Source organism: Chryseobacterium sp. LAM-KRS1 (assembly GCF_013184525.1).
Lineage (GTDB): Bacteria > Bacteroidota > Bacteroidia > Flavobacteriales > Weeksellaceae > Chryseobacterium > Chryseobacterium proteolyticum.
Genome location: NZ_JAAOIZ010000003.1, coordinates 356624 through 370785, shown reverse-complemented (window position 1 = coordinate 370785; position 14162 = coordinate 356624). Strand labels below are relative to the sequence as shown.

Annotated in this window: 13 protein-coding genes; 5 read left to right on the top strand and 8 right to left on the bottom strand. The window is 37.2% G+C overall.

The features are described 5' to 3' along the window. Positions 1–10: 10 nt before the first annotated feature. Positions 11–205 (top strand): bacteriocin-like protein, encoded by a 195-nt coding sequence (locus tag G9C87_RS09215; protein WP_172280347.1) that lies wholly within the window; start codon positions 11–13, stop codon positions 203–205. A gap of 53 nt (positions 206–258) precedes the next feature. Further along, on the top strand, positions 259–423 hold the full coding sequence (locus G9C87_RS09210) for a hypothetical protein (protein ID WP_172280346.1): 165 nt from the start codon (positions 259–261) through the stop codon (positions 421–423). A gap of 72 nt (positions 424–495) precedes the next feature. Here the strand turns inward: G9C87_RS09210 and nadA are convergent, their stop codons facing one another. The 3 genes from nadA to G9C87_RS09195 all read right to left on the bottom strand — a co-directional run bounded on the left by nadA (position 496) and on the right by G9C87_RS09195 (position 3105). Further along, complete coding sequence (nadA, locus tag G9C87_RS09205; RefSeq protein ID WP_172280344.1) at positions 496–1515, bottom strand: quinolinate synthase NadA; 1020 nt, start codon at positions 1513–1515, stop codon at positions 496–498. Between the two features lie 99 nt (positions 1516–1614). Continuing rightward, on the bottom strand, positions 1615–2178 hold the full coding sequence (gene gmk / locus G9C87_RS09200; protein ID WP_172280342.1) for a guanylate kinase: 564 nt from the start codon (positions 2176–2178) through the stop codon (positions 1615–1617). Positions 2179–2247: 69 nt separating this feature from the next. Continuing rightward, positions 2248–3105 carry a YicC family protein gene (locus G9C87_RS09195; RefSeq protein WP_172280340.1) on the bottom strand — a complete coding sequence of 286 codons (858 nt, stop codon included), beginning with the start codon at positions 3103–3105 and terminating at the stop codon, positions 2248–2250. A gap of 92 nt (positions 3106–3197) precedes the next feature. Here G9C87_RS09195 and miaA point away from each other — a divergent pair, with 92 nt between their 5' ends. Further along, positions 3198–4112: a tRNA (adenosine(37)-N6)-dimethylallyltransferase MiaA gene (miaA, locus tag G9C87_RS09190; protein ID WP_172280338.1), complete on the top strand. Its 915-nt coding sequence runs from the start codon at positions 3198–3200 to the stop codon at positions 4110–4112. A gap of 188 nt (positions 4113–4300) precedes the next feature. On the opposite strand, the gene G9C87_RS09185 is transcribed toward miaA, so the two are convergent. The 4 genes from G9C87_RS09185 to G9C87_RS09170 form a co-directional block, all read right to left on the bottom strand. Beyond that, positions 4301–5713: an efflux transporter outer membrane subunit gene (locus G9C87_RS09185; RefSeq protein WP_172280336.1), complete on the bottom strand. Its 1413-nt coding sequence runs from the start codon at positions 5711–5713 to the stop codon at positions 4301–4303. Positions 5714–5734: 21 nt separating this feature from the next. Next, entirely contained in the window at positions 5735–8905 is a 3171-nt protein-coding gene (locus G9C87_RS09180) for an efflux RND transporter permease subunit (protein WP_172280334.1), read from the bottom strand. Between the two features lie 42 nt (positions 8906–8947). Further along, the gene (locus tag G9C87_RS09175) at positions 8948–10108 is read right to left on the bottom strand and encodes an efflux RND transporter periplasmic adaptor subunit (protein ID WP_172280332.1); all 1161 of its coding nucleotides are present in this window, start codon (positions 10106–10108) and stop codon (positions 8948–8950) included. A gap of 352 nt (positions 10109–10460) precedes the next feature. Then, complete coding sequence (locus tag G9C87_RS09170; RefSeq protein ID WP_172280330.1) at positions 10461–11057, bottom strand: TetR/AcrR family transcriptional regulator; 597 nt, start codon at positions 11055–11057, stop codon at positions 10461–10463. A 165-nt stretch (positions 11058–11222) separates the two neighbouring features. On the opposite strand from G9C87_RS09170, the gene G9C87_RS09165 reads away from it, so the two are divergent. After that, a complete protein-coding gene (locus G9C87_RS09165) occupies positions 11223–11777 on the top strand; it encodes a thioredoxin family protein (RefSeq protein WP_172280328.1) in 555 nt (184 codons plus the stop codon). Positions 11778–11908: 131 nt separating this feature from the next. On the opposite strand, the gene G9C87_RS09160 is transcribed toward G9C87_RS09165, so the two are convergent. Then, a complete protein-coding gene (locus G9C87_RS09160; RefSeq protein ID WP_172280326.1) occupies positions 11909–12808 on the bottom strand; it encodes an AraC family transcriptional regulator in 900 nt (299 codons plus the stop codon). Positions 12809–12931: 123 nt separating this feature from the next. On the opposite strand from G9C87_RS09160, the gene G9C87_RS09155 reads away from it, so the two are divergent. Beyond that, a complete protein-coding gene (locus G9C87_RS09155; protein WP_172280324.1) occupies positions 12932–14161 on the top strand; it encodes an MFS transporter in 1230 nt (409 codons plus the stop codon). The last annotated feature ends 1 nt before the right edge of the window (position 14162 follow it).

Sequence of the window (14162 nt, the reverse complement as noted above, 5' to 3'; positions counted from 1 at the left end):
AAAAATGGCTATGAAAAATCTAAAAAGAATCAACAGAAAGGACTTAAAGTCTGTCATTGGTGGCGATACATGCAATGAAAACTGTCCTCCGGGACCTTACGGACCTGGATTCCCATACTCTTGTGACGCTTTTAAGGCGCTCCCGGAATGTTGTAAAACCAGAGTACTGGTAAGTGCTGATTGTTTTGACCTGACTAGTAATTAGTAAATGTCTGATGTAATTCTTAATTGAATATTATATGTAAAAATAGATCAGACATGAAAAATTTAAACAGAGAACATTTAAAAGCAATTAATGGCAATGGGAATTGTAATCACGTTTGTCCTCCCGGTCCGTTTGGTCCGGATCCGGAATCATGTGCTGTATTCAATGCAATGCCGGAATGCTGTAAAGCGAGATTAATAGAACTTCCCCAATGTTAATCCAGAGGTAAACACTTTTTGTTTCGAATAAAAATAAATCAAAAAAAGCACTGTGATAACAGTGCTTTTTATTTATTTGATGCTTTTTGAAAGATCAAGCATGGCTTCGATTGGCTTTAAGGCTTTCAAACGAAGTTCTTCGTCAATAAGAATTTCCGGAAGTTCATATTTCATACACAAATAGAGCTTTTCCATAGTGTTTCGTTTCATATAGAAACATTCTGAACAGTTGCAGCTTTCATCGAAAACCAATGCCGGAATCAGTTCCTTATGAGGAGCACGTTTTTTCATTTCGTGCAGAATACCTTCTTCTGTAGCAATAATGAATTTCTGGCAGTCGTCTTTTTCTACATAGTTTAATAACGCAGAAGTAGAACCTATAAAGTGGGCTAATTTTAAAACAGCTTCTTCACTTTCAGGATGTGCAATTAGTTTTGCATCCGGATTATCAGCCAATTGCTGAGCAATTCTTTCCATTGAAAAGGCTTCGTGAACTATACAACTTCCATCCCAAAGGATCATATCGCGGCCTGTTTTTTTAGAAAGATATCTTCCAAGATTTTTATCTGGTGCAAAGATGATAGGTCGGTCCTTAGGTAAGGCCTCGATCACCGTTTCCGCATTGGAACTGGTTACAATAATATCACTTTCTGCTTTCGTTTCTGCATTACAGTTGATGTAAGTTGCGATCAAAGCATTTGGATGCTGTTCGCGCATTTTTCTCAATCCTTCACCACTACACCCGTCAGCCAATGAACATCCGGCCATTGTATCAGGAAGAACAACTTTTTTTGTAGGGTTAAGGATCTTAGCTGCCTCTGCCATAAAATGGACACCGCAGAATACAATCATATCTGCATTGGTTTCTTTAGCCTGTCTTGCCAGCTGCAAAGAGTCTCCCAGGAAATCTGCGATATCCTGAATTTCTCCCGGTTGGTAATAATGCGCTAAGATAACCGCATTTTTCTCTTCTTTAAGCTTAAGAATAGCTTTCACCAGCTCTTCTCCCTGAGGAATCGCTATATCTTTAATATCTAAAAATCCCCTTACAGGAATTGCAGATTTAGCTTTTTCTAATGTTTCGGTACTCATATCAACCTCAATTTTTTTAATTACCAGAAGCTAGAGGTTAGAAATCAGAAGTGTGATTTTGGGCATTAGTGCTCATTTCTTACTTTGATCTTCCAGCGATTAGTTGCTGATAAAACTTTTTATTAAACTTTCTATTTCTTTTTTTGCTTGATCCAGATCCGTATTGATGACAATTTTATCAAATTCTCCGGCGTAGGTCATTTCCTCTTCCGCCTTTTCTACACGGGTTTTAATGGTTTCTGCATCATCTGTATCTCTCGAGATCAATCTTCGTTCCAATTCTTCAATGGAAGGAGGTTCAATAAATATAGATAATGCTTTTTCTCCAAAATATTTTTTTAAGGAAATCCCTCCTTTAACATCGACATCAAAAATAACTACTTTACCTTGCTTCCAGATGTTTTCTACTTCAGATTTTAAAGTACCATAATATTTGTCTGTATATACTTCTTCATATTCTACAAAAGCTTCTTCACTGATTTTCTGTCTGAATTCATCAGGTGTCAGAAAATGATAATCTACAGCATGTACTTCACCTCCTCTCGGCTGTCTTGTTGTACAGGAGATGGAGAATTTAAGCTCCGGAAATACGGATAATGAATGTTTTACTAATGTTGTTTTCCCGCTCCCGGAAGGTGCTGAAAATATGATCACTTTTTCCATATAGTTGTCAGTTGCTGGTTGATAGTTAATAGGTTACTTTCAACTGTTAACTATCAATTGTCAACTATTTTATAATACATTTAACGTTTGTTCTTTAATCTTCTCCAGGTCATCCTTCATCATCACCACCAGCTTCTGAATTTCAGCATGGTTGGCTTTTGAACCTAATGTATTGATTTCCCTTCCGATCTCCTGAGAAATGAAACCTAATTTCTTCCCATTGAAATCTTCATTATCCATTACCTCTTTGTAATATTTTAAATGTTGGGAAAGTCTCACCTTTTCCTCAGAAATATCAAGTTTTTCCGTGAAATATGCCATTTCCTGATAGAAACGTGTTTCATCTACATTTTCAAACTCTTTCAGGGACTTTTGATAACGCTCCTTTACACTGTTGATTCTTACTTCTTCGTAAGGAACAACTTCAGATAAATATTTGTCGATATTCTGAATATTCTTTTCAAGTTCAAGGTGTAAGGTTTTTCCTTCTGCTTTTCTGAATTCTTCAAATCTGTCAATTGAACTGTTGACAATAGCAGCTAAATTTTCCCATTCACCTTCTGTTAGTTCGTCGGGTCTGGACGTGATGGCATCAGGAAGTCTTACTGCCATTTTAAGATATTCGAAATCCGGTCCGTCTGAGGCGATAGCACGAAGTTCATTGATGTAAGAGTCAATAAGATTTTTATTAATCTTTACATCGTTGGTTTCTTCAAGATTTTCCACAGAGATGTAGCAATCTACTTTTCCGCGGATAATTCTGTCGTTAAGGATTTTTCTGATTTCGAATTCTTTTTCTTTATAGCGCAACGGTATTTTGATATTTAAATCAAAGCTCTTGCTGTTCAGTGATTTAATATCTACGCATATTTTTTTTCCTTCAAAAACATCTTCGGCTCTACCGAAGCCAGTCATTGATAAAATCATAGTTTTTTATTGTCGTACAAAGATAAACATTTAAATTAGCACTGTGAAATCTATAAAGATTCCATCTGACGATAAAAAATGAAAGTGAACTGATGAAAAATTTGATTTCAGTAGTGGGACCCACCGGAATTGGAAAAACAAGACTGGCAATTGATCTGGCTAAGCATTTCAATACGGAAATCATTTCCTGTGACTCACGCCAGTTTTTCGCGGAAATGAAAATAGGTACAGCCTCTCCATCAGCAGAGGAACTTGCGGAAGCTCCTCATCATTTTATTGGAAATCTTTCGGTCAAAGAATATTACTCTATCGGGCAATATGAAGAAGACGCCTTACAAAAACTAAACGAACTTTTTAAGAAATACAATACCGTGATCCTTGTCGGAGGAAGCATGATGTATGAAAAAGCGGTCATCGAAGGACTGAACGACCTTCCTGAGGCTAATACAGAAAATCAACAAAAATTACAGGATATTTTTGAGACGGAAGGCATTGAAAAACTACAGGAAATTTTAAAAGAACTTGATCCGGAATATTATTCAGTTGTTGATATTCATAATCATAGAAGACTCTTAAGAGCCATTGATATCATCTGGCAAACTGGCAGAAAGTATTCGGAACTGATATCTGTTTCTCAGGATTCCCGTGATTTTAATGTAATCAGGGTGGGAATTGAAGCTCCCAGGGAAGAATTATATCAAAGAATCAACAGGAGAGTGGATATCATGATGGAGAAAGGTTTGCTGGATGAAGCTAAAGGGCTTGAAGAATTTAAACATCTTACTGCTTTGAATACGGTCGGTTATGCAGAATTGTTTACATATTTTGAAGGAACCTGGAGTCTTGATTTTGCTGTTGAAGAAATTAAGAAAAATAGCCGGAGATATGCGAAACGCCAATTGACCTGGTATCGAAAAGCGGATGATATTCATTATTTGCAGGTAGGGTATTCACAAAATGATTTCAATAACCTGGTTGAATATATTAATCGGAAAGCTTTACAATAATTCTTTTTAGTCTTTAGTTACTTGTTAAACTTAAAAAGTAAATTTAGTTTAACTATGCTTTACGATTAAGAAACATCTCTTTGATTTTCTTTAGAAAACCATACCTACAGAATCTTTTTTCGCTTAAAGATTAAAAAAAAAGTGCGATCCCTAAAGACCGCACTATCAACAATATTAAATTTAATTGACTACTTCCATCCTCCACCTAAGGCTCTGTACAGATCAACAATACTGCTTAATCTTTGTCTTTTTACAGATGCCAGGTTTAATTCTGCCTGAAGAGAGTTGGCTTGCGCCGTAATCACTTCAAGATAATTAGCTAAACCTCCTTTATAAAGCATTTGAGCACTTTTAATACCATCCTTTAACGTAGTTACCTGCTCAGTTGCTTTTTGTTCCTGAACTTTTAAATTTTCATTGGAAACCAACGCATCGGAAACTTCTCCCATTGCATTTAAAACAGACTGACGGAATGCCAGTACATTTTTCTCCCTCTGAATTTTAGCAACCGCAAGATCGGTTTTCAACTGTCTTTTTTGAAAGATCGGCTGTGTAATTCCTCCCAAAACGGATCCGAATAATGAAGCCGGAATCTGAAACCAATTGTCAAATTTAAAAGAATTGATTCCGCCGTTTGCTGTAATCTTTAATGAAGGATACATGTTAGCTTGTGCAATTCCTACCATAGCGTTGGACTCCAGTAATACCAATTCCTGCTGGCGTACATCAGGGCGACGGCTTACCATTTTTGCCGGAAGTCCTGTGGAAAGATCCTGAGACAAAGATGTATCAGACATTTCGATCCCTCTGTTGACTTTATTGGGAGCTTCACCTATCAATATGCTCAATGCATTTTCCTGGATTGCAATATTTTGCTGCAATTGGGAAATTAAAAGCTCTGTAGACTGCTTCTGAGCGGTAGCCTGCTGAACTCCAAGAGACGTAGTGTCTCCACTTTCCCACATTTTTTCAGTGATTGATAATGTATTGGTGCTTAGTTCCAGGTTAGATTGTGCAATAGTCAGTTGCTTATCCAGCATAAGCAGGTTATAATACCCCTGAGCAATAGCTGCAACAACCTGGGTCTGGATTGCTTTGGTCGCTTCATAAGTTTGCAGATACTGCATTCTTGAAACTTCCTGCTGATTTTTTATTTTACCCCAGATATCCGCTTCCCATGAAAGGTTGAATGCTGCGTTATAATCCTCTACATGATTTTTTCCTATAAAAAGATTAAGACTTTGCCCGTTCATGCTGTTTTTTGATGGCCTTGAAATCTGTCCTGAGACAGCAAAACCTATATCCGGATATTGAAGGTATTTAGCCTGTAATAATTTTTCCTGTGATGATGCAACTTGTTTTAAAGCAATTTGCAGATCAAGGTTATTTGCAATTCCTTTTTCTATTAATCCCTGTAAAATAGGATCTTTAAAAAAATCTTTCCATTGTAAATTCGCTACACTGGCTGTATCAGCCGTTGCCGTAAAGCGAAAGTCTTCCGGAAGCTGTAAGTCCGGTTCCGTGTAAGCGACCTTAGTCACACACGAAACCGCTATTACAGCCAATATAAAAGTTAGAAAAATATTCTTTATTAATTTCATTGTTTTTCTTTTAAGTGGACCTTAATGACCTGGCGCTAAAGCCTGATTTTGTTTTTGAAGTCTGCGTTTTTTTCTGCTTGGCATTTTTTCGTGCAGATATTGGAAAATCACATACATCACAGGGATAATGAAGATCCCGAAAATTACTCCGGTTAGCATTCCCCCCACAGTACTGATCCCGATAGAGTGGTTACCCTTTGCGGAAGCTCCCTGTGTCCAAACCAATGGAAGCATACCAATGATAAAGGCAAATGAGGTCATTAAGATAGGTCTTAAACGTAATCTTGAAGCCTGAAGAGCCGACTCGATCAATGTTTTTCCCGCTTTTCTCCTCTGAACAGCAAATTCTACAATAAGAATCGCATTTTTCGCCAGTAATCCCACGAGCATGATCAGTCCCACCTGTACATAAATATTATTATCTATTCCCGCTAACCCTGTGAAGGCAAACACTCCGAATATCCCCGTCGGAACGGTAAGGATAATCGCAAAAGGAAGAATATAGCTTTCATACTGTGCTGCCAATAGGAAGTAAACAAATAAAATACTCAACATGAAGATGAAAGCAGTTTGTCCGCTGGTTTTGATCTCTTCACGGGTAATACCTGTCCATTCATATCCATATCCACGCGGAAGAGACTGTTTAGCGACTTCTTCCACAGCTTTAATCGCGTCACCGGTACTGTATCCTGGTTTTGGAGTTCCGTTAATGGTTACCGCATTGAACAAGTTATTTCTTGTTACGGTTTCCGGCCCGAAAGTCCTTTTCAAGGTTACTAATGTTTTGGTAGGAACCATTTCTCCCTGTTTGTTTTTAACATAAATTCCCTCTAAAGAATTGATGTCTGTACGATAAGGAATATCAGCCTGTGCCATTACTCTGTAGTACTTACCGAATCTGTTGAAATCCGAAACGAAGCTACTACCGAAATAAATCTGCATGGTCTGCATCAGATCCGTAACAGATACACCCAGCTGGTTTGCTTTATCCGCATCCACTTCTATAGTGTATTGTGGATTTCCTGCAGCATAAGTGGTGAAGGCAAATGCAATTTCTTTACGTTTCATCAGCTCACCAATGAACGCCTGGGTATTAGCTCCCAACTGTTCAAAAGATCCGTTGGTTTTATCCTGTAACATAAACTCAAATCCACTTACGTTACCGAAACCTTGAATTGTAGGGAAGTTAAAGAAGAATGCGCTGGCATCTTTTACCTGGCTCACTTTTCCCGTTAACCCGGCAGCAATCTGATCCGGATCTTTTACATCACCTCTTTTGTCAATATCTTTTAATTTGATAAATCCGGCAGAGTAAGGAGAAGCATTCGCATTACTGATAAAGTTTACCCCGTCCGCTACCCATAAGTGGTTGGTTGCTTTTTCTCCGTTTACAATTTTATCAATTTGTTTTGTTGCACGTTGGGTTCTGTCCAATGAACTTCCCGGAGGAGTGTTTACTGCATATAAAACAAAACCTTGGTCTTCTGTTGGAATAAATCCTGACGGTGCCTTTTTAATTAAGATAACACTTGCTGCAATTAATACGGCTAATCCACTTACAGCTACCCATTTATTTTTAATTAAAAATTTAAGGCTATAGATATATTTTTGAGTCATGTTATTGAAGCTGGTATTGAATGCATTGAAGAATTTTGCACCAAATCCTTTTTTCTCATGACCATGCTCTCCATCCTGTGGATCTTTTAAGAAAAGAGCACATAAAGCAGGACTTAATGTTAATGCATTTACAGCTGAAATAAGGATCGCAATTACCAAAGTGAAAGCAAACTGTCTGTAGAAGACCCCAGCAGGTCCCTGCATGAAACCAACAGGAATAAATACAGCACACATTACTAAAGTAATGGAAATGATCGCTCCTGAAATTTCACTCATCGAGTTTACCGTTGCGTTTTCCACAGGCATTCCTGTATGTTCCATCTTGGAATGGACTGCTTCTACCACCACAATGGCATCATCCACCACAATACCAATCGCAAGAATTAAGGCAAACAGAGTAAGCATGTTAATACTGAATCCGAATAACTGCAGGAAGAAGAAGGTACCAATAATAGCTACCGGAACCGCAATCGCCGGGATTAACGTAGATCTGAAATCCTGAAGGAAGATATAAACTACGATAAATACAAGGATAAACGCAATCACTAATGTTTCCACCACCTGATCAATAGAAGCATCCAGGAAGTCTTTGGAATTATACATAATAATTGGATTGACTCCTTTCGGCAGCGTAGTTTTAAGCTCGTCTACCTGCTTTTCAATTTCAGTAAGAATCTCATTCGCGTTAGAACCTGCAGTCTGCAAAATTGCGAAACCTGCTACAGGTTTTCCGTCCACCCTGTTGGTTGCTGTATATGTATAAGAGCCGAATTCTACTCTTGCAACATCTTTTAATCTCAGGAAGGAACCATCATCATTTGCCTTAATAGCTATGTTTTCATAATCCGCATTCTTGTTCAGTTTTCCTTTATATTTAAGAATATATTCGTAAGTTTCCTTACTTCCCTGGCCAAGACGTCCCGGAGCAGCTTCAAGGTTGTGATCTTTAATAGCTGTCATTACCTCTTGCGGAGATAAATTATTAGCTGCCAGACGATCCGGTTTCAGCCATATACGCATGGAATAATCCTGTGTACCGAATACCTGTGCCTGTGCAACTCCCGGAATACGTTGTATCTGCGGAATTACATTGATCTTAAGGTAGTTTTGTAAAAACAGTTCGTCATATTGTTTCGGATCATCACTGGATAATCCCATAAACATGATCATACTGTTCTGTACTTTCTGAGTTGATATTCCGGCCTGAACCACTTCCTGAGGAAGCTGGCTCATTGCCTTTGATACCCTGTTCTGAACGTTTACCGCAGCGTTGTCAGGATCTGAGCCCTGTTTGAAATAAACGCTCAAAGTCATCGATCCGTCATTACTTGAATTGGAAGTCATGTAGGTCATATTTTCAACCCCGTTCACCGCTTCCTCAATAGGGACAGCGACAGAACGTGCTACCACTTCCGCATTGGCACCCGGATAAAAGGCCGTTACCTGAACGGTAGGAGGCGCGATATCCGGAAATAATGTAATCGGAAGATTGAAAACCGACAGTATTCCCAGTAATAGTAATATTATGGAGATGACCGTAGAGAGCACTGGTCTTTCTATAAATTGTTTTAACATAAGAAGTTTATTTTTTTAAGTCTTCTGTAATGGTACAGGTGTTTACAAAGGTTTTGATTTGAACAAGCTGTCAGAAGATACTGCTTTCGGTTGTATCGTAGCACCATCTTTTAAGCTTCCAAGACCTTGATATACAATCTTGTCACCTACAGAAATTCCGTCGGAAATGAAGTAATAGCTTTCTGTTTTTCCAGAAATAGTGATTGGTTTGCTCGTTACTTTTTTGTCTTTTCCAACGACATATACATATGTTTTATCCTGAATCTCAAATGTAGATTCCTGTGGAATAACCACAATATTGGTAAGAAGCTGAGGCATACGCACTCTTCCTGTATTTCCCGTTCTTAGCGCCCCCTGAGGATTTGGGAATACCGCACGTACACTGATTGCTCCTGTACTTTTATCGAACTGACCGTCTACAATGCTCATTTTCCCTTTTTCAGAATAGATGGTGTTGTCAGCGATTACCAATTCTACCATCGGCATATTTTTCAGTTTTTCTTCCAGAGACGCACCCGGGTATTTCTTTTGAAAAGCGATAAAATCGAGTTCACTTAGAGAAAAATACGCATATATTTCGCTGATGTCGGATAATAAAGTTAAAGGGTTTGGATCTGTTCTTGAAATTAAACTTCCTTTTTTATAAGGAATTCTTCCAATATAACCACTTACCGGTGCTGTGATTGTTGTAAATCCTACATTGATTCTCGCATTTCCTACCGATGCCTGAGCCTGTGATGCGGCTGCAACAGCGGCTGCATAATTTGCTTTTGCTGTTTTAAGCTGTACATCAGATACCACTTTCGCAGCTACTAACGGCTGAAGGCGATCTACTTCTACTTTGGCTTTCTGAATATTAGCATTAGCAGCCTGTAAATTAGCCTGTGCCATATTCATTTGTTCACCATAAGCTCTTGAATCGATTTTGAACAGGGGCTGGCCTGCTCTTACGAAGGCTCCTTCTTCTACATATATTTTATCCAGGTAACCATCCACCTGTGATCTGATTTCCACATTGTTTTTTCCTTCCAATGCAGTCGGGAATTCCTGATATGTTGTAGCTGGAGAAGTAATTACAGTATAAACCGGTAATTCTGGTGCAGGAGGGGCCTGATTCGAATTTTCTGCGGCCTTACTGCAGTTCTGTAAAAGGATAATACTTGTTATAAGTAATAAGATCCTCATTGTTCCAGGTATTTTCATTAAAATTTAATTTGTTTTGTTAAGCGTTTGAAAATTTAATAATGTTGTTTTTTTTAATAATTCGTGTTATTTTTTCTAACGGTGTTAATGATAAGTTTAAAAAAAATTACAGAATTATTAATACTAGAATTAGATCGTCATTTCCATAATCATAAAGTTTTTAATGTTGTTTTTAAGTATATAAAGGTGAGGTGTATCGCGTTAATTTTACTAACAGTGTTAATGTTCAGGGTTGAATTTATGATTGTATTATCGTTAAATCCTTTGAAGTTCTTAATGCTAATTTTGTTTAAAAATCTAATTTAATTGTGCTATTTTTCCTAACAGTGTTAAGGTTTGGTTCAAAAAAAATTTACAAAGACTTAATAAAAGCTGCCACTGTTTCATCCAGGGTAGTTTTGTTCATTGTGGCAGGAATATCAGAATTACGCATCATCATAATTGATATTAAACCATGTACCGCAGAAAACAAAGCATGTGACATATGGCATGCATTATCCGGATTAGATCCGTTTTTCTTAATAATATTGTATGTACAGTCGTAGATCATATCCTGGAAAGAAGAAAATTCTTCCTTCATTTGCCCTTTACCACTGCATTGCATTCCCAATCCAAACATTAACTGGTAATATTCTTTATTTTTAAAAGCAAATTTCCAATATGTATCTACAATGGCAGTAAGCTGCTCTTCAGGACTGTCATATTTTTTCTGAGCTTTTACCAATTCTTTGTGTAAAAGTTTAAACCCATTTAAAGAAATCTCAAATAAAATAGCTTCTTTATTTTCAAAGTAATCATAAACAACCGGAGCACTGTATTCAATCGCGTCAGCTATTTTCCTAATGGAAAGTGAAGCCCAGCCCTCTGTTTTTGCCAAAGTGAATGCCTCCTGCAAAATGTTTGCACGGATAGACTCCTTTTCTCTTTGACGGCGTTCATGTAATCCCATGATATTTTTTTACTAACAGCGTTAGCAAAACTACGAATATTAACTTATAACTTCCAAATAATATTAAATAATATTTTTATTTTAACATTTAACTGAACTTTATAAAAACCTGAATTGCCCAATCATAAAAGAAATTTTATCTTTGTAGGCAAAGAAATAAAGGATATGAATACTCCCTCAAATATGTTGGCATTAGGAACAAGAGCTCCGTTTTTTGAACTTCCTAACCCGTCAAAAAGTAATGAAATTCAGTCATTGGATGATCTGAAAGGAGAAAAAGGAACGTTGGTGATCTTTATGTGCAACCATTGTCCGTTTGTTTTGCATGTAATCGATAAGATTAATGAGCTGTATGAAGACTATCAGGAAAAGGGGATTGAGTTTATAGCTATAAATGCAAACGACATTGAAAAGTATCCCGCAGATTCTCCTGAAAAAATGATCGAGTTCCAGATTGAAAGAAAATTTGATTTTCCTTATTTATATGATGAAAGTCAAAGTATTGCTAAGGCTTATGATGCAGCATGTACTCCGGATTTTTATTTCTTTGATGATAAACTGGATCTTGTTTACAGAGGCCAGATGGATGATTCAAGACCTGGAAATCACAAAGATGTTACAGGTGAAGACCTGATCATTGCTTTTGAAAACCTTCTGTTGGGAGAACCACAGGAAGAGATTCAAAGACCGAGCATGGGATGTAACATTAAATGGAAATAATTATTGAATTGAAATAGAGATTGAAATTCAAACCTGAATTTTTTATATTTTCTTTTCAACCTATTGTAATAATAAGATAGTAAAGCTGTTCCTTTTTGGAATGGCTTTTTTATTTGTGTAAGTATAAATATCTAAAAAGATTTCTGAACTACTTTTAGAGGTGGGTCCACGCTCTCAATCTTCTCATGTGAAGAATTCCTGATAAACTCTGAAGGTGTTTGTTCGGTGTATTTTTTGAACATCCTGTTAAAATAAGTTACATTGTTGAAACCACAGCTGTAACAGCATTCCGAAATGCTTTTATCCTGAACCATCAGCAGGCAGGCTTTGTTAATACGGTAACGGTTGACAAACTCTGTAAAAGTAATTTGTGTAGCTTTTTTGAAGAAATTGCAAAATGCCGGAAGCGTAAGATTGGCAAGCTTTGCGACGTCTTCTATATTGATGTCCTTATCGTAGTGATGTTCCACATAGGTGAATATATTTTCAAGCCTGGCCTTATTTTTTGAAATGATTGTGTAAGGCATAATCTCTTTATTGAGCAGATTATAATCCTTACGGGTAGAAAGATCAAAAAGAATATCAAGCAAAAGCAGATATCTTTTATACCCTTCAGTTTCCAGCATTTTTTTCAGCTTAGGCAGTAATGCATTTTTTGTAGCCGGGCTGAAATGAATTCCATATTTGGAAAGCTCCAGTAAGTTTTTAACAGAGCGTGCTTCTATTTCCTGTTCGGGGAATTGTAATATCTCTTCACGGAACTGAAGGACTATTTCCTCATGCGGATCAATGGAATTCAGACCAAATCCGGAATGGGGAATATTCGAACCTATCAGTACCAGATCTCCATTTGAGTAATTGCTTTTGTGATAGCCTACGTGCCGGGTTCCACTCCCGGAAATTACGCACACCAATTCAATTTCGGGATGGTAGTGATATTCCCACTTAAATTCAGAAATGGGGGAGTTATTATGTAATGTGCGAAAGGAGCTTTTCTCATTAGGTAAAACTCTTTCAAAGCTAACTTTCATTAGATTAATGATATTTATGGTATAAAAATAATAATTATATTAATATAGTTCAAATATATATTTACTATGTTAAATTAACGTTAAGGCAAATGCTTCTATCTTAGCCAACAAGAAATTAATTTAATGCGAAATTTCAACATAAAGGCTATTCTGTTTTTAAACTATTTTGTTTTTGCCATTCTTCTGAACTCAGTAGGAACGGTGATCCTGCAGGTCCAGCAGAATTTCGGGATTTCAAAATCCTCAGCGAGTGTTTTGGAGGGTTTTAAAGATCTGCCTATTGCTATCTGCTCCTTTATTCTTGCTTCATTCTTACCCAAAATCGGAATTAAAAATTCCATGCTGATTGCTCTTTTTCTGGTTAGTGGGATGTGCTTTATCATGCCTTTTTCAAATGCATTCTGGTTTTTCAAATTGTTATTTGCCATTGTAGGAGTTTCCTTTGCATTGATTAAAATTTCAGTTTTTACATCCATCGGGCTTGTGACCAATACTGATAAAGAACATTCCAGTTTTATGGGTTTTCTAGAAGGCTTTTTCATGATCGGTGTATTAGCGGGAAATGTACTTTTTAGTTTATTTATTGATGATCATAATCCAAGATCCACACATTGGCTTAATGTATATTGGGTCTTGGGTGCGTTGTCTGCTCTATCGTTTTTGTTTTTATTCTTCTCAAGGTTAAATGAGAAGGAAGCCAGAAGTGAAACGACAGATTTACTAGGAGATATTAAGAATAGCATAAGCTTGTTCAGTTACAAAAAAGTATTGTTTTTTCTTGTGTGTGCTTTTCTGTTTGTCTTAGTGGAGCAGAGCTTTCAAACCTGGACACCCACTTTTTATAAGGAGATCCTCAGATTACCCACTTCTATGAGTATACAGGCAGGGGCTGTTTTAGCCGGAGCATTTGCATTGGGAAGGTTTTTATCGGGTTTCTTCTCCAAGAAATTCAGCTGGATTTATGTTGTGTCATTTTGTGTGATAGGTTTTGCCGTAAGCTTACTATTTGTTTTACCCTTAACCCATAACACTGAAATCAGTACAGGTACAACATGGTTCAATGCCCCGGTTGTAGTCTATCTGTTTCCCCTTATGGGAGGTCTGTTGGCTCCGATCTACCCGAGCATCAATTCTGTTATTTTAGCATCCATACCTAAATATTTGCATAGTGCGATGTCCGGGCTTATTGTTGTTTTTTCCGCAATTGGAGGAACGATAGGTTCGATCATCACCGGTTTTGTATTTCAGGAATTCAGCGGGCAGCGTGCTTTTTATCTTTCATTGATACCACTCTCACTGTTGATCATATCAGCTGTTATTATGAATAAATTAAAAATAAACCCTAAAAAATAGA